23 protein-coding genes are annotated in these 22,976 nt (G+C 45.3%); 20 read left to right on the top strand and 3 right to left on the bottom strand.

Annotation, left to right across the window (positions count from 1 at the left end; genetic code table 11):
* Positions 1-229: 229 nt before the first annotated feature.
* The 5 genes from ACZ449_RS23645 to ACZ449_RS23665 all read left to right on the top strand — a co-directional run bounded on the left by ACZ449_RS23645 (position 230) and on the right by ACZ449_RS23665 (position 5,610).
* Positions 230-733 (top strand): TlpA family protein disulfide reductase, encoded by a 504-nt coding sequence (locus ACZ449_RS23645; protein ID WP_464258495.1) that lies wholly within the window; start codon positions 230-232, stop codon positions 731-733.
* A 50-nt stretch (positions 734-783) separates the two neighbouring features.
* Positions 784-2,025, top strand: a complete 1,242-nt coding sequence (locus tag ACZ449_RS23650) for a hypothetical protein (RefSeq protein ID WP_464258496.1) — start codon at positions 784-786, stop codon at positions 2,023-2,025.
* A gap of 18 nt (positions 2,026-2,043) precedes the next feature.
* Positions 2,044-2,781 carry a hypothetical protein gene (locus ACZ449_RS23655; protein WP_464258497.1) on the top strand — a complete coding sequence of 246 codons (738 nt, stop codon included), beginning with the start codon at positions 2,044-2,046 and terminating at the stop codon, positions 2,779-2,781.
* A gap of 234 nt (positions 2,782-3,015) precedes the next feature.
* Complete coding sequence (locus ACZ449_RS23660; RefSeq protein WP_464258498.1) at positions 3,016-4,419, top strand: YfcC family protein; 1,404 nt, start codon at positions 3,016-3,018, stop codon at positions 4,417-4,419.
* A gap of 18 nt (positions 4,420-4,437) precedes the next feature.
* The gene (locus ACZ449_RS23665) at positions 4,438-5,610 is read left to right on the top strand and encodes a M20 family metallopeptidase (protein WP_464258499.1); all 1,173 of its coding nucleotides are present in this window, start codon (positions 4,438-4,440) and stop codon (positions 5,608-5,610) included.
* Positions 5,611-5,942: 332 nt separating this feature from the next.
* Here the strand turns inward: ACZ449_RS23665 and ppnP are convergent, their stop codons facing one another.
* Positions 5,943-6,260, bottom strand: coding sequence for a pyrimidine/purine nucleoside phosphorylase (gene ppnP, locus ACZ449_RS23670; protein WP_464258500.1), 318 nt, complete (start codon positions 6,258-6,260; stop codon positions 5,943-5,945).
* A gap of 143 nt (positions 6,261-6,403) precedes the next feature.
* Between ppnP and ACZ449_RS23675 the strand changes: the two genes are divergently transcribed.
* From ACZ449_RS23675 to rsmI, 9 genes are all read left to right on the top strand, one after another.
* Positions 6,404-6,790, top strand: a complete 387-nt coding sequence (locus tag ACZ449_RS23675; protein WP_464258501.1) for a zinc ribbon domain-containing protein — start codon at positions 6,404-6,406, stop codon at positions 6,788-6,790.
* Positions 6,791-6,821: 31 nt separating this feature from the next.
* The gene (locus ACZ449_RS23680; protein ID WP_464258502.1) at positions 6,822-7,946 is read left to right on the top strand and encodes an EFR1 family ferrodoxin; all 1,125 of its coding nucleotides are present in this window, start codon (positions 6,822-6,824) and stop codon (positions 7,944-7,946) included.
* A 108-nt stretch (positions 7,947-8,054) separates the two neighbouring features.
* Complete coding sequence (locus ACZ449_RS23685) at positions 8,055-9,488, top strand: aminotransferase class I/II-fold pyridoxal phosphate-dependent enzyme (RefSeq protein WP_464261931.1); 1,434 nt, start codon at positions 8,055-8,057, stop codon at positions 9,486-9,488.
* Positions 9,489-10,166, top strand: coding sequence for a dTMP kinase (locus ACZ449_RS23690; RefSeq protein WP_464258503.1), 678 nt, complete (start codon positions 9,489-9,491; stop codon positions 10,164-10,166).
* 132 nt (positions 10,167-10,298) lie between these two features.
* Positions 10,299-10,751: a YaaR family protein gene (locus ACZ449_RS23695; RefSeq protein ID WP_464258504.1), complete on the top strand. Its 453-nt coding sequence runs from the start codon at positions 10,299-10,301 to the stop codon at positions 10,749-10,751.
* A complete protein-coding gene (gene holB / locus ACZ449_RS23700; protein ID WP_464258505.1) occupies positions 10,751-11,749 on the top strand; it encodes a DNA polymerase III subunit delta' in 999 nt (332 codons plus the stop codon). Before ACZ449_RS23695 ends, holB begins: the two co-directional genes overlap by 1 nt.
* Before the next feature lies 1 nt (position 11,750).
* Positions 11,751-12,563, top strand: a complete 813-nt coding sequence (locus ACZ449_RS23705) for a PSP1 domain-containing protein (RefSeq protein ID WP_464258506.1) — start codon at positions 11,751-11,753, stop codon at positions 12,561-12,563.
* Entirely contained in the window at positions 12,563-13,312 is a 750-nt protein-coding gene (locus ACZ449_RS23710) for a tRNA1(Val) (adenine(37)-N6)-methyltransferase (RefSeq protein WP_464258507.1), read from the top strand. Before ACZ449_RS23705 ends, ACZ449_RS23710 begins: the two co-directional genes overlap by 1 nt.
* 63 nt (positions 13,313-13,375) lie before the next feature.
* Complete coding sequence (rsmI, locus tag ACZ449_RS23715) at positions 13,376-14,179, top strand: 16S rRNA (cytidine(1402)-2'-O)-methyltransferase (RefSeq protein ID WP_464258508.1); 804 nt, start codon at positions 13,376-13,378, stop codon at positions 14,177-14,179.
* Here the strand turns inward: rsmI and ACZ449_RS23720 are convergent.
* Positions 14,176-14,424, bottom strand: a complete 249-nt coding sequence (locus ACZ449_RS23720; RefSeq protein WP_464258509.1) for an AbrB/MazE/SpoVT family DNA-binding domain-containing protein — start codon at positions 14,422-14,424, stop codon at positions 14,176-14,178. The genes rsmI and ACZ449_RS23720 overlap by 4 nt on opposite strands.
* Before the next feature lie 284 nt (positions 14,425-14,708).
* On the opposite strand from ACZ449_RS23720, the gene metG reads away from it, so the two are divergent.
* The 6 genes from metG (at position 14,709) to rsmA (ending at position 22,080) form a co-directional block, all read left to right on the top strand.
* Positions 14,709-16,646, top strand: a complete 1,938-nt coding sequence (gene metG, locus ACZ449_RS23725; RefSeq protein WP_464258510.1) for a methionine--tRNA ligase — start codon at positions 14,709-14,711, stop codon at positions 16,644-16,646.
* A 1-nt stretch (position 16,647) separates the two neighbouring features.
* Positions 16,648-17,412: a TatD family hydrolase gene (locus tag ACZ449_RS23730; RefSeq protein WP_464258511.1), complete on the top strand. Its 765-nt coding sequence runs from the start codon at positions 16,648-16,650 to the stop codon at positions 17,410-17,412.
* Positions 17,413-17,683: 271 nt separating this feature from the next.
* On the top strand, positions 17,684-18,673 hold the full coding sequence (locus ACZ449_RS23735) for a 3D domain-containing protein (protein WP_464258512.1): 990 nt from the start codon (positions 17,684-17,686) through the stop codon (positions 18,671-18,673).
* Positions 18,674-18,864: 191 nt separating this feature from the next.
* On the top strand, positions 18,865-20,574 hold the full coding sequence (locus tag ACZ449_RS23740; protein WP_464261932.1) for an ABC transporter ATP-binding protein/permease: 1,710 nt from the start codon (positions 18,865-18,867) through the stop codon (positions 20,572-20,574).
* Between the two features lie 77 nt (positions 20,575-20,651).
* Positions 20,652-21,233, top strand: a complete 582-nt coding sequence (rnmV, locus tag ACZ449_RS23745) for a ribonuclease M5 (RefSeq protein ID WP_464258513.1) — start codon at positions 20,652-20,654, stop codon at positions 21,231-21,233.
* Complete coding sequence (gene rsmA / locus ACZ449_RS23750) at positions 21,223-22,080, top strand: 16S rRNA (adenine(1518)-N(6)/adenine(1519)-N(6))-dimethyltransferase RsmA (protein ID WP_464258514.1); 858 nt, start codon at positions 21,223-21,225, stop codon at positions 22,078-22,080. The genes rnmV and rsmA overlap by 11 nt, the downstream gene beginning before the upstream one ends.
* A 26-nt stretch (positions 22,081-22,106) precedes the next feature.
* Here rsmA and ACZ449_RS23755 read toward each other — a convergent pair whose 3' ends face one another.
* Positions 22,107-22,907 carry a glycosyltransferase family 2 protein gene (locus ACZ449_RS23755; RefSeq protein ID WP_464258515.1) on the bottom strand — a complete coding sequence of 267 codons (801 nt, stop codon included), beginning with the start codon at positions 22,905-22,907 and terminating at the stop codon, positions 22,107-22,109.
* Positions 22,908-22,976: the final 69 nt, after the last annotated feature.

The following is a 22,976-nucleotide window of genomic DNA, read 5'->3' on the forward strand; positions in this document are numbered from 1 at the left end:
CGGTCTCTTTCAAAGGTATAAGGAAATAAGGCTGTGGCATTAGCGATATAAATGTATCGCTAATGCCACAGCTCTTTTCTTACTTTTAGTCTACCAGAAATTATAACTAAATTCTGTTTATAAAGAATTCTTTAAGTAAATATGCGAGTTTTTGAATTGTAATCTGCAATAACACAGTGATATAATTATGAAGAAATTACAAAAAAAGCCAAAGGAGTGAAGTTTTGGAGTGCATATAGGGGAGATTAGGAAACTATCTTGTCTGGTTGTGGTGCTTTTGTTGACGGCGGTTGTCACGGTGACGACGTATGGAGCGCCGGGAGTGCAAGTTGGCGATCAAGCGCCTGAGTTTAGTCTGCCGCTAGTAAGTGGTGAAAATGTTCAGGTGAATTACGACGGAAAGTTGATTGTGCTGAATTTTTGGGCTGCTTGGTGCTCGGATTGCCGGAACGAAATGCCGGAAATAAACGATTTCGCCAAGGCATACGGCTCCCGGTTGACATTCTATGCAGTTGACCGCAGAGAGTCAGCGGAAAAAGTAACTCAGTATTTGAATGAAAATCATTATGACCTGCCGGTTTTATTAGATGAATCAGGAGAGTTGGCAAAGCAGTTTGCGATTCAAACAATTCCTACGACACTTGTAATCAATTCCCAGAAACAGATTATTTTTCGCAAAGCAGGCGAGATGACCCGAGCTGAACTGGAGGGTATTGTTGCCGGCAACTTATAAACAGTATCGATACTGAATGGAAATCACTGGAATGAAAGGTAGGTATGGAAATGGGTGCCAATAAAACGATAGTTTGTCTGTTACTCTCACTATTGCTGACAATCACCGTGTTCGTACCAGTTAACGCAGAAAAAGAAGAATTGTCTGGACCGGCAGAACCGGGTAGACCCAACGTTGTATGGGATGTTACGAACAGAAGAACCGCTATTATTCACATCATCAATACGACTCCTTATGATATGGATCTGAAAAACGAACCCTTTCAAGATCGCAACGGGATCGACCAAGCGGTTCAGACGGCGACGGCAGATCCCCAAGAAAGGCCTTTCGTCTTTACCCCTTCTGGAATTCCCGAAAATATACCGGCAAGATCAGGCACTTCCTTTGTTGTTTCCTGGATGGACACATATTATGATGGTCACTTTAATGTATATCCTGATGCACAAGTGATATATACCATGAGAAACGTTGATGCTTCATACTCGTTCAATCACGGCTCACCCATGGTAAGTAATGTAGATATTCTTCTTGCCTTTAATCGGGTAAAGGAGACCACCTCATTAGAAAGTGGGGTATTCAAAACTTCCCTTCATACTGCTGCGTTGCTTGTTGATACGACAGAGTTCCTGCTGGAAGGAAATCCGGTTGCATTTGTTGGAGCTTTAATGAGTGCTGCCGAACTAACCGAGGATGTCATTGATATTAATGAAGAAAACGATGATTCGGACCAAGTGTATTTCGCTGCATATCCAATTGCTAAATCCGGGAGCCTTGATTCGGATTTCCCGGGAGCTTATACAATTGGGGACGAGGCGGTAGACAAAGACGAGGCTGCGAAACATGATGGCCTGTATGCGCAACATGGACCTACCGGGGCCGGCAACCCTCAAACATATATTATTGCCTATACGTCACTGCTAAGAGAGCAGAAAGCGGATGACGAAAAGCTTAACGGACATCTGCCTGTGGTTTTTGTCACCCTTGTTACCATGCAGGACGTCGATTCTATTCAGAACGCTAATACTCAAGTAAGCCAACACGCCAGTCCTGCCGGACATAGAATTAGTGCGTATTTACAGCGTGAAGGACTGAACGGGCAAAAAGCGTTTATTCGATTGGCCCGTACCCTATCCGCCAATGATGCCCGCCTTCTTACCGAAGCATACAAGACGATCAGAAGCGACCACGCTCTTTCCCACGAGCAGGAAGCCTTACTAGTCAGGTTTGCCATTGCCCTGGAAAAGATGCCAATGACTCCGAACAACGATATATCTGAACATAAGACTAAATAAGGAAAGGGGACTTTCATCATGAGGACTGTCATCAGAACTGCCGCCATCCTATTCTTTACCATTGTCATTGCTGCAACCAGCCCAGGAACGGTGCTGGCATGCAGCGACGAAGGGCAGGACGGCATTTGGCTGGGAACGGTAGACAACCTATTAGAGTTTAAGTGGACTTTTAGTGTGATCAATCTGACCGGCAGCACAGTGAAAATTGGTACAGCGCCAGACCATAGCCTTGGCAGCAACTTCCCGTACAACGCAACCTTCCCTCCGGCCAACTCCATTGCTAAGTACCCGAATTCCACTCCTCCCTCCAATAATGGAGATACCTCCCAAATTGGTCTGACGACATGGAAAAGCGGTAATCATAATAAAATGTTCCCTGATCATTGCCAAGCAACCGTCCCGTTAGAAATACAGAGCAATACGGCTTATAACTTCAGCCTTGAATTTTCCCAGGATATACATAATCACCCACAAAGATCCGTAATCGTCAAGATCAAACCTCCGTATCAAACAAGTAACTGGAAGTATAGCACAGATGCTGCAGCCGATGGCTACACGGCGTATCCTCCCCGTAATTTTTCTGGAGACACACATGAAGGGATACTGACTGCCATATCCGATAGATATGTACTGTCGCTATATAAAACCAAATCTGCCTTTGTCGACAATAGCGACCCCAATGACCTTATACTGGTCATTACTGAGAGATTCCCCAACGCGCATTACCGCGGTAACGATTTGCAATGGGGCATTTAGCGAAATTACATACAACGTGTTACCGTGACACCTATCCCCGGACTTTTCGAAGTCTGGGGATATTTTTTAAGTATGCATTCAGCTAAATGTAAAATATTATCGCTAGTTTTACATTTTTTTCAAGGAAATACATTGCATAATTTGGTATAATAAGTATCCAGGGTTGAAACGACCTTGATTACATACAGTTCGCTATTTGCGAATGGTTACTACAAAAAAGCAGGGGGAAACAGTGTGCAAAAAAAAATAGAAGAAATTCGTGTGCCGCATACATTTGCTATTATTTTTTTCATTATTCTTTTAGTGGCAGCAGCTACCTGGTTTGTACCTGGTGGTGAATTTGATCGGGCGAAAAACAACGCCGGAAAAACAATTGTTGTTGCCAATACCTATCATCAGGTTGATAGCAAGCCTCAGGGTATCAAAGAAGTGTTCATGTCACCGCTAAAAGGTATGGAAAAAGCAGCTAATATTGCTGGCTTTATTCTAATTGTCGGCGGCACTTTTGCGGTTATCCAAAAGACAGGTGCTATTGATGCGGGAATCATGAAAATGATTCGAGCATTAAAAGGTAAAGAAATTTTATTAATCCCGATAACGATGACCATGTTCTCTGTTGGTGGCGCCGTATTTGGCATGTCTGAGGAAACTATACCATTTGTTGGCATATTTGTACCGATGGCCTTGCTCATGGGATATGACCGGATAACTGGCATGTGCATTCCGTTTCTTGCAGCAACTACTGGCTTTTCCGGAGCTATGCTTAATCCGTTCACGGTGGGTATTGCTCAGGGTATTTCCGAGTTACCGGCTTTTTCTGGAATTGAATATCGTACTGGTGTTTGGGTTGTCAGCACCATAATAGCGATTGCGTTTGTTATGTGGTATGCCAAACGGGTGAAGGACAATCCGGAACTTAGTCCTACCTATGAAGAAGATACGGTTACCCGAGAAAAATTGCAGCATCTAAAAGAAAGTGAAGCAACACTGACAACCGGGCAACAATGGGTTTTAGCGCTACTGGTAGGTGGCATGGTATTGATTGTTTTTGGTGTCTTGAAATGGGAATGGTATATCGATGAAATTGCCGCTGTTTTTCTTGGTATGGGAATTTTAGCTGGGATAGCCGCTAAAATGAGTGCTAATGATATTGCTGATGCCTTTACTGTTGGTGCCAAGGATATGGTTGGTACGGCAATTATCGTCGGCTTGGCTCGTGCTATTGTTGTATTAGCTACTGATGGCAAGATTATTGACACTATTCTAAACTCGCTGGCAGCTCCCCTTGCTGGGCTGCCAACCTTGATTTCCGGGTATGCCATGCTTGTGGTGCAAATGATCATTAACTTCTTTGTAAGCTCCGGTACCGGCCAGGCTGCGCTCACCATTCCAATCATGGCCTCCCTGGGCGATTTGGTCGGAATAACTCGGCAGACTACGGTGCTTATTTATCAGTTCGGCAACGGTTTTACTGATATGATTTTCCCTACCTCCAGCGTGCTGATGGGCTGTTTGGGTATGGCGGGTATCCCTTGGTCGAAATGGGCCAGATGGGTACTGCCGCTGCAGGTTGTTTTTTTTGTTTTGTGTATATTGGCGATTACACCTGCCATTTTGATGAAATGGGGTCCGTTCTAGGACATATAAGGAGCTGACATGATGATGAAAAATCAAATCATGCAAGAACTTGATCACTTACAAGCGGTATTGTTTACCCTTAGCGATGCAATTGGTCACAACCCTGAGTTAGGGTTACAGGAATTTCAATCTGCCGCTAAACTTACTGAATTGTTACGTGAACATAGTTTTACAGTTGAAATGAATATTTGTGGTTATGAAACAGCGTTTAAGGCTGTCTATGATTCAGGCAAGGCTGGTCCGACGATTGCTTTTCTTGGTGAATATGATGCTTTACCGGAGATTGGTCACGGCTGCGGGCATAATATGATCGGTGTCATGGCTGTTGGCGCCGGTATTGGTTTGAGTAAGGTGCTTGCCGATATTGGTGGCCGGGTAATTGTCTTAGGAACACCGGCAGAAGAAACCATGGGTGCTAAAGTAGCTATGGCCCGTGAAGGAATTTTGGCTGAGGTTGATGCGGCGATACTAGTTCATCCTCATAATAAAACCCATGCCAGTGGTGTATCACTGGCTATGGATGCTCTTCAGTTTGAGTTTAAAGGCCAGACTAGTCATGCCGCATCTGCCCCGGAAAAAGGAATTAACGCTTTGGATGCGGTTATTCAGACCTTTAATGCTACTAATGCGCTGCGCCAGCATGTTACCGCTGATGTCCGGATTCACGGTATTATTACCAAAGGCGGGGTAGCGGCCAATGTTGTGCCAGAATATGCTGTTGCCCAATTCTATGTGCGGGCGAGAAGGCGCAAGGTGCTGGATGAAGTTGTAATGAAGGTGAAAAATTGTGCGCAGGCAGCAGCGTTGGCTACTGGCGCGGAATTAACCATAAGCAATTATGAACTTTCTTATGATGATATGAATACCAATCAGAAATTATCGGAAGCGTTTAGTGCAAATCTACTGGCAGTAGGCGAAACTACTATTAATCCGCCGCCAGAGACCTTCGGTTCTATTGATATGGGCAATGTGAGTTATGTTGTACCAGCCATTCACCCGTATATTGGTATTGGCAATGAAGCCTTAGTAGCACATACTGCAGAAATGGCGGCAGCTACGTTTACGTCTGCTGCTCATCAGGCGCTATTACGCGCAGCTAAAGCCATGGCCTTAACTGGTTATGATTTAATTACTAATACCAGCTTGTTGGCTGAAATCAAAAAGGAATTCTGTCAGAGCCTGATTCATTAATGTGTTGCAGCTAAATTAGTAACAAGGAAGGGACTTTGTTGGCACTAGGCCGACAAAGTCCCTTCTTGTTATTAGCGAATAATGAACCTGTCTCATCGTCTCTTCTATTCCCGGAGGATAAGAAAAGACTTGGCTTGTGCCAAGTCCCTCAGGACGCCGGCAGAAGCCTTAGTCGTTCTTATGTCAACAGAATTTTGTTATAAATTCTGGTAGACTAAAAAATAGCCCTCGGTTTCCCGAGGGCAAAATTATCGTTCCATGCAGACCCTACCACTCTGTTCCGCCAAGAATACTGCTTTTTCTGTGTGATCGCTAAAGCCAGTCATGGTTTTCTATTTTTCGATATAAGAACAGCAGTAATCTGCTACTGTTAGTACTTTCAGTTTGAAACGTGATTCAGCCGGAACTTGGAAGTTATCTCCCGCTTTATAAGTAAGCCAGTCAGTTTGTCCTGGTAGCAATACAGTCAATTCACCTGCCAATATTTCCATAATTTCAGCTGCAGCTGTACCAAATTCATATTCGCCTGGGAGCATGATTCCTAGTGTCTTTTTGCTACCATCGGCAAAGATCACCGTACGGCTGGTTACGTTTCCCTCGAAATATACGTTGGCCTTTTTAACAATAGATACCTTTTCAAATTGTTCCATAATGGCGATGCCTCCTGATAAAATGTATAATTGTCATTATAGTTTATTCAGCGTATTTAGTAAAATAGGAAACGTTGCCGAAGAGGAAATGCAGTGAATATTTGGGAACACTATAGAAAAAAGAATTGGTGAGAGGAATAGTCATGTATTGTGATTTCTGTGGAAAGCAACTTGCTAGTAATGTGAAGTACTGCCGACATTGCGGTCGAATGCAGAGAAATAGCTTGGATGATACTATGCCAGTGCCGGTTATCAGTCAAGGCATGCTAAGTAGGCGCCAGGAGGCTGGTCCCATACTGTGGTCTAATTTACTTCTTTCCAAGAAGACCATGGTTGATAAAACTGAGGTTTGGAGAAAAATGTATGGGATAGTCGCTCTTGGCACGATTGTCGTAATGCTATATATATTAGCAACGTTTGAAACAATTAAGCAATATCAGTTGTTGACAACAATAATTGGTTGTCTGGTGGTAATCTACACATGGCGAAAGGGTAAGGTTAGATTAAGTAAGTTTTTTTTTCGAAAGTAGCCATCTAAATATTATGTAAAATAATAGAAAAATGCAGGACTTTTATATTTTTGCAAAGAATTTTCATATAAATAAAGCAATCATAAGGAGGGACGGTTATATCTACCATTCATTAATTGCCTTTTTCATGACAGGCACAGGCAATTCTTATACTGTTGCTCGATGGTGTGCGCAGGTCGCTGAGACAATAGGTATTGGCAGTCAGCTGGTACAAATAAAAGCAGGGGAAAAGTGGGGTTCTGTCCCGCCCCAGTCACTGGCTGTGTTTACTTATCCAACTCATGGGTTTACGGCACCTTGGTTGATAATGAAATATATCTGGTGTTTGCCTAATGGGCGTAACCTTCATGCTATTGTTTTACCAACCAGAGCTGGTATTCGGATAAAAGGTGCGTTTTTCCCGGGGCTGGAGGGTACTGCAGGATATTTAATTGCATTTTTGCTGTGGCTTAGAGGCTATTGTGTACAGGGAGTCATGGGTGTAGACATGCCGAGTAACTGGACGGCACTTCACTGGGGGCTGAGTAAACAAAACGCTGCTGTAATTATCGAGATGGCACAAAGTAAGGTGAAAGTCATGCTACAGACAGTACTGGCTGGCAATAAACATTATGATGGAATGGTACAGTTGCTGGTAGGGATAGCGTTAGCCAAGGTGTCGCTAATGTATCTAATTATGGCACAATTTATCTTAGCTAAATTGTTTTTTGCGTCAGATAAGTGCAATGGTTGCTCGCTATGCCAATCAATCTGCCCCAGGAAAGCCCTGAAGATGGTTGGCAGGCAAGGACGGCCCTACTGGACCTTTTCCTGTGACAGTTGTATGGCGTGTATGAATTATTGTCCGCAAAAGGCCATTGAAGTGAGTCCATTCATTATTACGCTGTTCTACTATATTGCCACTGTGCCTGTATTTGCTTATGCCATGAGTTATGCAGCCGGTGGAGATGCCTTGCAGTGGGGGATCTCCTTGGGGCTAGGTTTTGGTATCCAATATGGTTATACACTGGCAGCCATTGCGCTAGCTTATGGCTTGTTGCACGTTGCATTAGGGAGTCGGATAATTCGGGCGGTTGCGGCAAAACTGTCGCATACTCACTATTTCCGGCGTTACCAGGCTTCGAACGTATCCCTCAAGGACATTCATCTACATTAGTAAGGCTGTGTGCCAAAATATTTACAAATTGCAAGGGTATAATAGAGGCAGGAAGGTAAAGGTGGTGACGGCGTGCTTAATCAGAAGGAAGTACCATTGTTGAATGCAATGAATACATATATAGATGACGGAACAATTCCCTTTCATACCCCAGGACATAAAATGGGTAAGGGAATGCATCCTCTTTTTAATGAGGTCGTGCAGCAGAAAGCGCTAAAACTTGATTTGGCCAATATGGCTGAGCTGGATGATTTGCACGAGCCACACGGACCGATCAGAGCGGCGCAGGATTTAGCCGCCGATCTGTATGGGGCTGACTACAGCTATTTTATGGTAAATGGGACAACCGGCGGTATTTATGCCATGATTCTTACTGTTGCGGGGCCTGGCGATAAGATCATTATACCGCGTAATGCTCACCGTTCTATTATTGGGGGCATTATTTTGAGTGGTGCGATTCCGGTATTTATCCAGCCAGAGGTAGATAATGAGCTGGGACTGACGATGGGGGTTACGCCACAGACGGTTGCCGAGGCGCTAAGGCAGCATCCTGACGCCAAAGGGGTGCTGATAATTAATCCGACGTACTATGGGGTAGCAACTGATCTAAAAAAAATTGTGGATATTGTTCATGGCTATGATATTCCGGTTGTTGTTGATGAAGCCCATGGCCCCCATCTTAAATTTTCAACACGCTTACCCATCCAGGCGCTGGATGCCGGTGCTGATATTGTGGCCCAAAGCTCGCATAAAATTATTGGAGCTATGACACAGTGTTCGATTGTTCATTGCCGGCAGGGTCATATTCGGGTGCCGCGCCTTAAGGCTATGCTGCAGCTGGTGCAGTCAACCAGTCCGAATTATATATTAATGGCGTCTTTAGATATTGCCCGCATGCAGATGGCGACAGAAGGGGCTGAACTAATTGAACGTGCCGTTGACTTGGCTAACCAAGCTAGACAGGAGATTAACAGGATTCCGGGCCTATACTGTTTTGGTAATGAGAAAGTAGGCAATCCGGGTGTCTATAGTCTTGATCCGACTAAGGTGACGGTTACTGTCAAGGGCCTTGGATTAACAGGTGCAGAGGCTGAACGGATTTTGCGGCATACTTATAAAATTCAGGTAGAATTATCAGATGTATATAATATCCTGTTTCTTATTACATTAGGCGATAGCATGGCTGAGGTAAACGCGATGGTGGCGGCATTGAAGGATATGGCAGCCACACATAACGGTACATGCGACTTTTCGGCAATCAATGCAATAACCAGGGTTGGTAAACATCCGCTGCCGCCTGAACAGGTTATCTCGCCAAGGGAGGCGCTGTTCGGCAATACCTGCATGGTGCCTTTTGACGATGCGATTGGCATGATCTGTGCCGAAATTGTTACATTTTACCCACCAGGAATCCCCATGCTTTGTCCGGGTGAGCGGATTACCCAAGAGATTGTTGACTATTGTCATACATTGCAAAATGCCGGGCTGCATATTTCTGGTCCGGAAGATTATTTGCTTAAAACGATAAAGGTAGTGGATTAAATGCATGGTAAATTAATAGTTATTGAAGGGACTGACGGTAGTGGCAAGGCCACTCAGTCCGGACAGTTAGTTACCCGCCTGAAGGCCGAGGGTTTGAATGTGCGGAAGGTGGATTACCCCAATTATCAGAGTCAATCATCGGCGTTGGTGAAGATGTATTTAAATGGTGAATTTGGTAACCGGCCGGAGGATGTTAACGCCTATGCGGCATCTGCTTTTTATGCAGTAGATCGGATTGCTTCGTATAAAAAGGAGTGGGAGGAATTCTATCTGAATGGCGGCATTGTTATTGCTGACCGGTATACCACTTCTAATATGATTCATCAGGCGGCCAAAATTAAAGATCAGGCCGCAAAAGAAGCCTACCTGGCGTGGTTATGGGACTTTGAGTTTATCAAGTGTGGGCTGCCGGTACCGGATAAAGTCATCTTTTTGGAAATGCCCCCGGCTGTCAGCCAGGAACTTATGCGCGGACGGGAAAACAAGACTGGCGGGAGCAAGGATATTCATGAACAAAGCAGTGAGTATCTGTCGTATTGCTTCACAAATGCCTGTGATATTGCCGCTGCCTATGACTGGCATAAAGTGGCTTGTACCTATAAGGGGAAAATAAAGGCAATTGAGCAAATTCATAGTGAAATCTATCAAATCGTCGATGAAATTATTAGCAGAGCATAATCCAGGCTCTGCTTTTGGTTTTGGTAGATTGCTGGCAAATATTTGATTATTTTACGAAAACCATTTATAATTTAAAGGATAATAAGAATGTGGTCTGCCATGTATTTTTAGGGCAGGAGGGGTTAAAATCAGATGGGCATGAAAGTAAATACGTTGGGGGTAAGCAAGCAACCGGTGGTGGCTGATCGAGAGTTGCCGAACAAGACCGAAAAGACAGGGGATTATTTTGCCGCTGACCTCTTAAAAACGCAAGAAACGCAGTCGACTGAACGTTTACAGACGCTCATGACTCAAATTGATGAAAGTGGACGTCGTTTGTCGCAGATGCCCACTTACAGCGAGCTTAAGTCATACCGGGAGCTGGTTCGTAAGTTTATTGGTGAAGCCGTTTCACGGGCTTACAGCCTCGAAGCCCGCGCGGGTTGGGATCGTCATGGCCGGCAGAAGCTGTATACAACCATTAAAAAAGTTGACGAAAAGTTGGCTGAGATGACCGAAGATGTGCGCGTCGGTCAAGACCGGCAATTATCCATTATGGCCAAGCATGACGCAGTTCGGGGCATGCTGGTAGATTTGTTCACCTAATGTCGATGAATTGGGATGAAATAGTTGGCCATCAAGATGCTGTGAGTATAGTTAAAGCCATGCTGTCTACCGACAAAATACCCCATGCTTTATTGTTTGCCGGACCAGCGGGTATTGGTAAAAGGTTACTTGCTGATCGCTTAGCAGCAGGCATTCTCTGCAGCAATGATGGTGAAAAACCTTGTGGACAATGCCACTCTTGCTTGCTATTTGGCCGCAAGGCGCATCCTGACTTTACTCAGGTTGCTCCTGATGGTGTGTCCATCAAAATTGACCAGATTCGTTTGCTTAAAAATGTTGCAGCGTTAACCCCAGCTGTTGGCGCAGGACGGGTCTGCCTGATTGAAGATGCTGAGTTGATGACTGTCCAAGCGGCTAACAGTTTGCTCAAGCTGTTGGAGGAGCCGCCGCCGGGTCTTATTTTTATTCTCATTGCCGGAACTAGTAAACCGCTCTTGCCGACAATTTTGTCCCGCTGCCGTAAGGTTGCTTTTCACCCCTTGTCTGCCACTATGCTGGAACAAGCGCTGGTAGATAAAGGGTATCCGCCAGCGGCTGCAGCTATTGCTGCGCGGTTAAGCGGCGGCAGGATGGGAAAGGCCCTTACCTTACTGGCCCCAGAGGGTCTGGTATCCAGGGATATGGCGCTGCAGCTACTTGCTAGTACCCAGCAAGTAGACATGAGTGGCGTTTGGGAACAAACAACTAAGCTTGCTGGTCTTGAAACCAAGAAGATAGTAACTGTATTGGAGTTCTTTTTGTATCTGTTGCGAGATTTACTGGTAGTGGCAGGTCAGTATGGCCAACAGTTGCTATACAATATTGACTGTGTGCAGGAACTTGCCGATTTGGTGCCTGACTGGCCTGAGAGCCGCAGCATGGCGGCTGTTACTGCCGTTAAAAATACCATTCGTGCCATCGAGGGCAACGCCAACACTCGTTTAGCTCTTGAGGAGTTATTAATAAATTTGAAGGATTGGCCTGAAAAAGGAGAGTAACATGTTGACAGTAGTGGGTATCCGCTTTAAAAAGGCGGGTAAAATATACTATTTTGACCCAGGCTCCATAGAAATTCATGATGACGATCATGTAATTGTCGAAACGGCAAGAGGACTGGAATTCGGTGACGTTGTTATTGGGCCGCGACAGGTGGCGGATGATCAGATTGTTGCTCCGTTAAAACCTGTATTGCGTAAAGCGACAGTTGAGGATGAAGAAAAGGTTAAAGACAATCGCAAAAAGGAAAAAGAAGCCTTTAAAATTTGCGAGCAAAAAATAGAGATTCATAGCTTGCCTATGAAATTGGTGGATGTAGAATATACTTTTGATGTCAATAAGATCATATTTTACTTTACCGCCGAAGGTCGGATTGATTTTCGCGAATTGGTAAAAGACTTGGCTAGTGTCTTTCGTACCCGGATTGAGCTGCGGCAAATTGGGGTAAGAGATGAGGCCAAGCTGATGAATGGTATTGGCTGCTGTGGCCGGTCGCTATGTTGTGCTACCTTTTTGGGAGATTTTGAGCCTGTGTCTATTCGCATGGCTAAGGAACAGAATTTGTCACTTAATCCAGCCAAAATTTCAGGTATTTGTGGTCGTCTGATGTGTTGCCTTAAATACGAAAGTGATTGCTATAGCGGCTGTAGCTGCCCGAAAAAGGTTATGCCGCCAACAGTCGGCAAGGAAGTAGTCACCGTTGATGGTGAAGGCAAGGTTATATCTATCAACCGCCAAAAACGGACAGCTACCATTAGTTTGCCTGAGGGAAAAACCTTGATTATTCCTTGGGATGAAGTAGTGGAAAAGGAATAATGGCGTCTGAGCAAGTAGTTCTGAAACCCGGTGAACGGGTAGATGATCTGATTATGAACAACTTAAAGCTTATTCAGCACCCGGAAGAATTTTGTTTTTCGCTTGATGCTGTGCTGTTGGCTCATTTTGCTAGTGTGCGCAAAAGCGGCAAAGTAGCAGACCTTGGCGCAGGCACTGGTGTTATCGGGCTATTATTAGTAGCACGTGGAGCGGCAGCGGTTACCGGTATTGAGCTAAACCCGGCTATGGCTGATATGGCAAGCCGTAGTGCTAAGCTCAATGGGCTGGAGGACAAGCTGCGGATTATAAACGGTGATCTTCGCCTTATTACTGATTTGCTGCCTGGGGGCAATTTTGAATTGGTTGTTTCTAATCCACCCTATCGTCCAATTGGGGGTGGGTACATAAGCCCCAACGACCAGGTAGCGATGGCACGGCATGAATTGACAGCCAGCTTAACCGATATTGTTGCTGCTGCGCGGTATCTTGTCAAATACCGCGGTCGGTTTGCGATGGTCCACTTGCCTGAGCGGTTGGCAGAGATTACGTTAGCCATGTGCCAGGCTGGTATTGAGCCCAAACGGCTGCAGTTTGTTTATCCGCGAGTGGATAAGAAGCCTAACATGGTGCTTATTGAGGGTGTGCGGGGGGCAAAGCCAGGAATTGATGTATTGCCGCCCTTGCTTGTTTATACTACTACTGGGAACTATTCTGAGGATATTATGAAGCTCTATGAGCAGGACAGGTGAACTTGAGTGACCGAACCAGGCACGCTCTATTTATGTCCAACTCCCCTGGGGAATCTGGAGGACATGACCTTTCGGACTGTGCGAATTTTGAAAGAAGCGGCTGCTATTGCGGCTGAAGATACCAGGCACACGCGTAACCTACTAAACCATTTTGACATTCATACTCTACTTATTAGTTATCATGAGCATAATAAAGTCGAGCGGGGGCCGGAGATTATTGACCGGCTGTTACGTGGCGAGAGTATTGCACTAGTTAGTGATGCAGGCATGCCGGGGATATCTGATCCTGGTGTGGACTTGGTGCGTTTGGCAATAGCTAAAGCGATACCTGTTGTACCGCTGCCTGGACCTAATGCGGCACTGACGGCCTTGATTGCATCAGGACTAGACACGACCATATTCACCTTTGTTGGTTTTTTGCCAAAAACAAATAAACACCGCCGGCAACTTCTTGCTAAACTAGCTGACTGTCCGCATACGTTGGTGTTTTATGAAGCGCCACACCGGGTGCGGGCAACGTTGGATGAATTGACAACTGCATTTGGTGACCGTCAGGCGGTAGCAGCCAGGGAACTTACTAAAAAATTTGAAGAGTTTGTACGAGGCAGTCTACATACGCTAAGGCAGCATTTCAGTGAAAATCAGCCGCGAGGGGAGTTTACTCTTGTTGTAGAAGGTAATCCTGAGGATTCAGCTCAGGGCCAGCCTGCCCTTGCGTTGTCAACACTGGGTTTAGTGCAAGCTGTCCAAGGGTTAATTGAGCAGGGAGTAAACAAAAAGGACGCCATCCGTGAGGTGGCGTCGCTAAATGGTCTGCCTAAAAGGCAGGTATACCAAGCTGTTCTTACAAGCCCTGTATCTGATTAGACAGCAGTTTGTCCCATAGATGCGAGGCAATCTTTACAAACGTTTTTACCTTTGAAGTTGGTTACGTCGGCTGCATTGCCACAGAATACACAGGCTGGTTCGTATTTGCGGAGAATGATGCGGTCGCTATCAACATAAATTTCGAGAGCATCTTTTTCTGCGATATCAAGAGTGCGGCGTAACTCGATAGGAATAACCACCCTACCTAGTTCGTCTACTTTACGTACAATGCCAGTTGATTTCATTTTCCTGTCTCCCTTCACTCTACACTTATTTTTTAAGAACACTGAATAACAATATTCGACAAAAATCGCTCAACTAAATAATACCAAATATTACAAAGCGTGTCAACCCAATTATTTACAAAAATAAGATTTTTTTTGTAAATATGTCATTTACGAGGAATAAAACTCCTAGTCATTGTCATATACTACTACGTTCTGTCGAAAAATACAACTATTGACAATCATATTTCTGATGGTTATAATTGGAAAAAACATAAGCAGTGCGCTCACTGAAGGAGGATATTATGTCAAAGAAACCTTTTTATATTACTACGCCTATTTATTATCCGAGTGATCGGTTGCATATTGGACATGCATACTGTACTACCATTGCGGACAGTATTGCCCGTTATAAGCGGTTAGCTGGCTTTGATGTACTTTTTTTGACAGGTTCTGACGAGCATGGGCAAAAGATTCAGCGCAAGGCGGCGGAAACCAATACTACACCGCTGGCTTATGTAGATAAAATTGTGGCCTCATTTAAACATTTATGGGAAAAATTAGACATATCTAATGACGATTTTATTCGTACTACCGATCAGCGGCACCATGAGTTGGTACAGGCGGTCTTTCAAAAAATCTATGATCAGGGAGATATTTATAAAGCAGAATATGAGGGCTGGTATTGCACGCCTTGCGAGACCTTCTGGATGGAACGTCAGCTAACTGACGGTAAATGTCCGGATTGCGGTCGGCCAGTCGAAATTGTCAAGGAAGAAAGCTACTTTTTCCGGATGGCTAAGTATCAGGAACGGCTGCTGAAATATGTTGAGGAAAATCCGGATTTTATTCAGCCAACTTCACGTCGTAATGAGATGATCAACTTTATCAAGGGTGGTCTGGAAGACTTGTGCGTGTCCCGGACAACCTTTGATTGGGGAATCCCGGTTCCCTTTGATACCAAACATGTAGTTTATGTATGGTTTGATGCGTTGACCAACTATATAACTGCAGCCGGTTATTTAAATGACAAAGAAAAATTCGCTAAATATTGGCCTGCAGATATTCACTTGGTTGGTAAGGAGATCGTGCGCTTCCATAGCATTATCTGGCCAGTAATTTTGATGGCACTGGGGATAGAATTGCCCAAGAAGGTATATGGCCACGGCTGGCTGGTAGTCGAAGGCGACAAGATGTCTAAGTCCAAGGGGAATGTGATTGATCCGCTGGCATTGATTGATGAATTTGGCGCCGATGCTATCCGTTATTTTCTGCTAAGGGAAATCACCTTAGGTCTTGACGGTAACTTTTCGCGGGATGCACTCATTAATCGGATTAATGCCGATTTGGCTAATGATCTGGGGAATCTGCTGCATCGCAGTCTGAGCATGATTGGTCGCTTTAACAGCGGTGTAATCGAAGCGCCTGGTGAGGCTGATGCTATTGACCAGGACTTAATTGAGTTAGCACAGACTACAGCCGCTCGGTATGAACAGCATATGGAGCAGCAGGATATTAATGCTACTCTCAAGGAAGTATGGGCGCTAATTGGGCGTACCAATAAATATATTGATGAAACCGGACCGTGGGCATTGGCCAAAGACCCTGCTAAAAAAGGTCGACTAAATACTGTGCTGTACAATTTAGCCGAGGTGCTACGAATTGTAGCTATCTTGATTTCGCCCTTTATGCCGCAAACATCTCCAAAAATTTGGCGGCAGCTTGGTCTAAAAACTGAGTTTGCCAGCGTACAATTAAATGAGGCCCAAGCCTGGGGACGTTTGCCGGCTGGTACTGTTGTGGCGAAAGCTGAGCCGATATTCCCGCGCATTGAGGAAAAACCCGTTAATGACGCTGAGGTACTGCCGACGCAAACGGCAACGGTGCCTGCGCCTCAGCCTGAAGCTGCAGCTGTGCCTGATTCACCGGAAATTACCATTGATGAATTTGCCAAAATTGATTTGCGGGTAGTAAAAGTGCTAGCGGCAGAGAAGGTTAAAAAAGCCGACAAGTTACTGCTCTTAACAGTAGATCTTGGCACAGAGCAACGTACCATCATCTCGGGGATTGCCAAACATTATGAGCCTGAGCAACTCGTAGGGCAAAATGTTGTGATGGTTGTCAATTTGAAACCAGCTAAGATCAGGGGCATAGAATCCCGCGGCATGGTATTGGCTGCTTCGTGTGAGGATAAATTGCAGCTTGTGACTGCCGATATGCCTTCTGGCAGCAGGGTGAAGTAAGATGCTGTTTGATTCACATGCTCACATTGATGATAACCGGTTTGACGAAGATCGGGCTGCGGTCATTGTGCGGGCCAAGGAAGCCGGGCTTGTGGGAATATTGAATGCGGGTGCTTGTATGGAATCCTCGGCTCGTTCGATTGCACTTGCAGAAGAACATGCATTTATTTATGCTGGTGTTGGTATCCATCCCCATGACGCTCAAGATACCAAAGCGGGTGACTATGAGCAGCTAGCTGCTTGGACCTGTAAGTCTAAGGTGGTGGCGATTGGCGAAATTGGACTTGATTATTATTATGACTTATCACCGCGTGAGGTTCAGCAGCAGGTGTTTATCCGACAACTGGATGTGGCGCGTCAATGCAATAAGCCAATTATTATTCATGACCGGGATGCGCATGGCGATCTGTTAGCGATAGTTAAAAAAGAAGCCAAAGGTCTAACTGGTGTGTTTCATTGTTTTTCCGGCAGCTTAGAAATGGCCAAGGAAGTTATCAAGCTGGGTTTTTACATCTCCTTTGCGGGTCCGGTTACTTTCGCCAAAGATGGCAAACTCAAAGAAGTAGCGGCTAACGTACCTCTTGAGCGGCTGTTAGTGGAAACAGACTGCCCTTATTTGACACCTAAGCCCTATCGGGGCCGTCGCAATGAGCCTGCGTATGTTAAATTCACCGCTGAAGAAGTGGCGCGAGTACGGAATATGGAGTTCGCGGCTCTGGCAGAAGCGGCAACAACAAATACTAAGCGGCTTTTTGGTATTGCGTAAGCTGCCAATCCACCACTAACCTGCAAAAACCTTTAACACGTTGTATATAGCAGGCGAGAGAAAATAAAAATTTTATACAAGCAGGAATAATTTGGTAATTCGGTGAATATTTTACAGTAATAAAATATCATCGAATTTTTTTATTCTGGTATACATAGTATGTAAAATAAATGGGAATAATTCGAGCAATATCTGGATAATCATGGTTAATTTCTTGACTTATTAACCAGGTTATGATATAATCTCCTGGCTCATAGGAAGGGGGTATTTCATGAGTGATGAAAGGTCTATACTAGCAAGGTATGGTCAGCATAAAGTAGTGTTTATTATTGCGCTGCTGCTGGCATCACTGGTGGCAACCGGATTTGTTTGGGCACACAAACAGGTACATATTATTACCGATGGTCAAAACTATACTGTCAGTACCTTGTACTCAAGTCCGTATAAAATTCTGCAGCAAGCAGGACTTACACTTAGTCCCGACGATGAAATCAGGTTGTCAACAACCAGCGTGACTGCTGGGACAGTCATTGAGGTATTTCGCGCCGTACCAGTAACGGTTATATATCAGGGGAAAAACATTAACTTATTTGCAGCTAAGCCCACGGTGCGCGAGGTTGCCGATCAGGTGGGAATACCGCAAGACAAGGTAAGGTTGATGCCTGGAGATGACACTAAGCCTGTTGCCGGCATGAACATTAAGGCCATTACATTAAGTGAGAAGATTGAGGAGCAGGAAATTCCTGAGCTATACCAGATTATCCGTCAGCCTGATCCCACCATGGAGAATGGGGTAGAAGAAACAGTGCAGGCGGGAGAGAATGGTCTTAAGAAAGCTACAGTTCGTGTTAAGTTTGAAGATGGTGTTAAAGTTTCTGCCGATGTTCTGTCCGAAGTTGTGGCAGTACATGCTAAACCTCAAATTATCCGGGTGGGAACCCGGGATATGGTAGATACCTCGCGGGGAGCAATGCGCTTTAGGGGTGTGCGCTATATGGAAGCTAGTGCCTACTTACCGACAGATGGTTCATCCCAGGGATTGACAGCCACCGGAATTGCCGCAGGCCATGGTATTGTTGCTGTTGATCCGGACGTTATCCCGTTAGGTACCCAGGTATATGTTCCTGGATATGGGATGGGGCTGGCAGCTGATACCGGTGGTGCCATTGTTGGCGACAAAATTGATTTGTGTATGGAAAGTGCCAGTGAAGCCTACCGGTTTGGCCGCCGAACAGTAAAGGTGTATATCTTAGATGAGTAAGAAAAATGGCAGAGTCTTGTGCTCTGCCATTTCCTTTTGAGAGTGTATTGACAACGCTCCACCACCAGTGTTTGACCTCCGCGTAGTAGAAAGACACTCGAAATTTCCAGCTCTTAGAAGGAGTAGCTAGTTCGAGTAACGAAGTATGTACAATTACATTTGTGGTGAAGGGACTGGTGCTATTGGCTGGTATTAACCCCCGTTTTTTGAAAAATTGTTGGGAACTGGCTCGCGGCTATTGGCTTTCGGAAGAAAAGTGGCGGGCGTGGGGACTAACGACGGTAATTGTAACGCTGAATTTAGCGTATGTTTATATTTTGGTATTATTTAATAAATGGAATAATCGCTTTTATAACGCCCTGCAGAATTTGGATAGCGAAGAAGCTTTCAGCGCTCTGCTTGAGTTTAGCGGGCTGGCTGCTATTTACATAATTGTTGCTGTGTATCAGCTGTACCTACAGCAGATGCTGGAGATAAAATGGCGACGGTGGATGACGCAGCAATATTTGGACAGTTGGCTGGCAAAACAGACCTATTACCGGCTGCAGCTTATCGAAAATAGCACCGATAACCCTGATCAGCGTATTAGTGAGGATCTGCGGCTATTTACCAATTACAGCCTGCGTTTGTCGCTAGGTCTTTTAAAAGCGGTGGCTATACTAGTAGCCTTTATCGCTATCTTGTGGCAGTTGTCAGGTACAATTACAATTCCTGTAGGCGAGACAGAAGTGACGATTTCCGGGTATATGGTATGGGCTGCCATATTGTATGCAGTTGTCGGGACTTGGCTGGCTCACAAAATTGGTAAACCATTAACCAAGCTCAATTTTGATCAGCAGCGCTATGAAGCTGATTTCCGTTTTAGCTTGGTACGGCTGAGAGAAAATAGTGAGAGCATTGCCTTTTATGGCGGTGAATTCCGTGAGAGTCAGTCGTTTATGGGCAGATTCGGCAGCGTCTTGGATAATTTCTGGCAGATTATGAAACGCCAGAAACAACTGACTTGGTTTACCTCAGGCTATGGACAAATTGCAATTATTTTTCCGTTTTTAGTAGCTGCTCCGCGGTACTTTGCCAAAGAGATTCAGCTTGGCGGCTTGCTCCAGACGGCAGAGGCCTTTGGCAAGGTGCAAGATTCACTATCATTTTTTGTTGAAAGCTACCCCTTGCTGGCTGAGTGGAAGTCAGTCGTTGACCGGCTAACCGGCTTTGTTGGTAATATGGAGAAAGTAAATGCGTTAGCTGATACCGGTGCAGCGATTCATCAGACGGCTGCGCCGGCACTGATGGTTTCTGACCTGAATATTGATTTGCCGGATGGGCGGCGGTTGTTGTCCGAACTTAATTTGTCATTGACAGCAGGCGATTCTTTGCTGGTGGCTGGTCCTTCCGGCAGCGGTAAAAGTACGCTATTGCGGACGCTTTCCGGCTTATGGCCTTATGCTCAGGGAGATATAACCATGCCTGAAGGCCAAAGTTCTCTGTTTCTTCCGCAGAAAGTCTATCTACCGCTTGGCACGCTGCGGGAGGTTTTGCTTTACCCCGGTCCCCGGCAGTCCGTTAGTGATGAAGAACTTTATAGCGCCATGTCGCTTTGCCGGTTAGATGGGCTGAAGGGTCAGCTTGATAGGGTGGGGGAATGGTCTCATATGCTGTCACTGGGCGAGCAGCAGCGGATTGCTTTTGTACGGGCCCTTATTCATAAGCCTGAGTGGCTGTTCATGGATGAGGCAACCTCAGCCCTTGATGAACCTACCGAGCGGGTATTGTACAAGCTGCTTCAGGAGCACCTGCAAAGTACGGCGATGATCAGTGTTGGCCACCGGGGTACACTCAATAGTTATCATAAAAAGAAATTGACCTTGGATGGAGCAGGAAACTGGAGTATGCTTACTTTATAATGTGAAATATATAGATAAAAAGTCAATAAAAGTGATACTATATTCATATTACTTTATGTTAAAAGATGGAGTGCGAAATGATTAAAGAGGTAATAGTAGTTGAGGGCAAACAGGATATTGCGGCCGTAAGACGGGCAGTGGAAGCGGAATGTATTGCTACCGAGGGGTTTAACCTATTGCCGCGTACCATAAGCCGGATTGATGATGCCTATAAACGACGAGGGATTATTATCCTGACTGATCCGGATAGTGCGGGTGAGCGCATTCGTAAATTCGTAGCTCAGCGCTTTCCTGAAGCCAAGCATGCGTTTGTACCCAGAGAACAAGCCTATGCGAATAATGATATTGGCATTGAACAGGCTTCGCCAGAAGCCATTCGCGATGCACTTAGTAAAGTGCGGCTACATGAGTGGCAGCCGTCAAGTGAGTTTAGCTGGCAGGATATTATTGTAAGCAGATTGACTGGTGTACCAGATGCCACTATCCGTCGGGCGGCGATTGGAGAAAGTCTGGGTATTGGGTATGCTAATGCTAAGGGATTTCTATATCGGCTCAATCATTATGGCGTTACTCGCGCTGAATTTGAGGGGGCGTTAAATAAAGTGGATGATGCTGCTAACCCCAATAGCGGTGTGGAGGAACCAAATTATGGCGATTAGACCGCGTATTGCACAAAAAGAGGTAACCTTACATATAGTAAAAACCTTTGGTATTCATATGAGCAAGAAATTAGGGCAAAACTTTCTAATTGATGGTAATGTTGTGGATGGCATTGTTTCAGCGGCAAAGGTTCTTGAGGGAGAACCTATACTTGAGATTGGACCAGGGATTGGCACTTTGACGCAAGGATTAGCCGAAGCCGGAGCTGAGGTTACTGCCGTTGAACTTGACCGTCGCTTAATAGAGGTGCTTGGTAAGACGCTGGAGGGGTATGGTAATGTCAAAGTTATTCACGGCGATATTTTAAAAATTGACATTTCCCGGGAAATAAACAAAGAAAAATACAAAGTTGTCGCTAATTTACCTTACTATATTACGACTCCGATTATCATGAAATTTCTGGAGGAGCGCCTGCCTGTCGAATTGCTTGTTACTATGGTACAAAAAGAGGTGGCGCAGCGCATGGTGGCCAAGCCAGGTGGTAAAGACTATGGTGCGTTGTCGGTAGCTGTTCAGTATTATACCGAGCCGGAAATTATGTTTATTGTGCCGCCGCAGGCCTTTATTCCGGCGCCGGCGGTAGAATCAGCCGTTATCCGTTGTACTGTGCGCAGTGCGCCGCCAGTTGAACTTGTTAGTGAAAAAATGTTTTTCCGGGTTGTTAAGGCCGCGTTTGCCCAACGCCGGAAAACGTTGGCTAATGGGCTTAAGGCGGCTGGACTTAACAAAGAAGATTTAGAGCAAGTGCTAGCGCAGGCTGGCGTAGATGGTGGGAGACGGGGTGAACAATTATCGCTCGACGAGTTTGCCGCTATTGCTAACGCCTGGTCAAAGCTGGATAAATGAAATCCAATAAAACTGTAAGGCCCTGCTCATTTCGAGCAGGGCTTTTCGTTTAGAAACATATCTATCAAATCTAAGCGTCGGTCAATATGATAACCTAGGTAGGTTTTGTTTTGCCATTGACGGTTACGAATCTGGTCATGGAAGGCGGCAATAGCTTCCAAGCAATCACCGACAATGGTATCAATGATTTTGTTGGTATGAATTTGATTTTTTACAGAGGAGCCTAGGCGGTAATGGGGAATGGTAGTGGCTACATCAATCTTCAGTTTGTGCATACGCGCAAGTGCCATGGTAACAGGTGGAACAGCCAGTTCTCTAAGCGGAACTGTTTCCAAAAGACGGCGGGAGACGGCATGCGGGCCATGGGCCGGGCTAGCTAAATTAATTTTTTTATCAAGGCCTAGTTCTTTATTAAGATTGAGTCGCCATTGAAAGGTAGGGTTATAGCGTTCAATATGACGGGGAGGAGAAGGATAACAATTGGTCAAGGCCATGTCCAGGTGTTTCAATAATACACCGTCAACCAGCTCCATTAAATTCTCGTTAAAGGTGCCTACCATGTCACCATCAACAAAAGCGACAACGTCGCTGCCCAGAGCCAAAGCCACTTTGGCTCCAATGGCGCGGGGCGTGTCAATTCCTAAACATTCATGGAAATAGATAATCTGGAGTTTGGGGAGACGCATTTGTAAAACCTCGCGCATTGTACTGTCCTTAGAGCCATTGGCCACTAAGATAATATGGTCAATGGGCAATGTTCCCAAATTTTGCAATACAGTGCTAATGCGTCCTCCCTCATTCTTGGCCGGAACGACCACGCAAATCACGTCCATCACCTCGGAGTAAGGATGCGTGTAGAAATATAGCATGTTGAAAGCGGCCTTATGGGGGCTCAC

Source organism: Desulfosporomusa polytropa, from assembly GCF_055380075.1.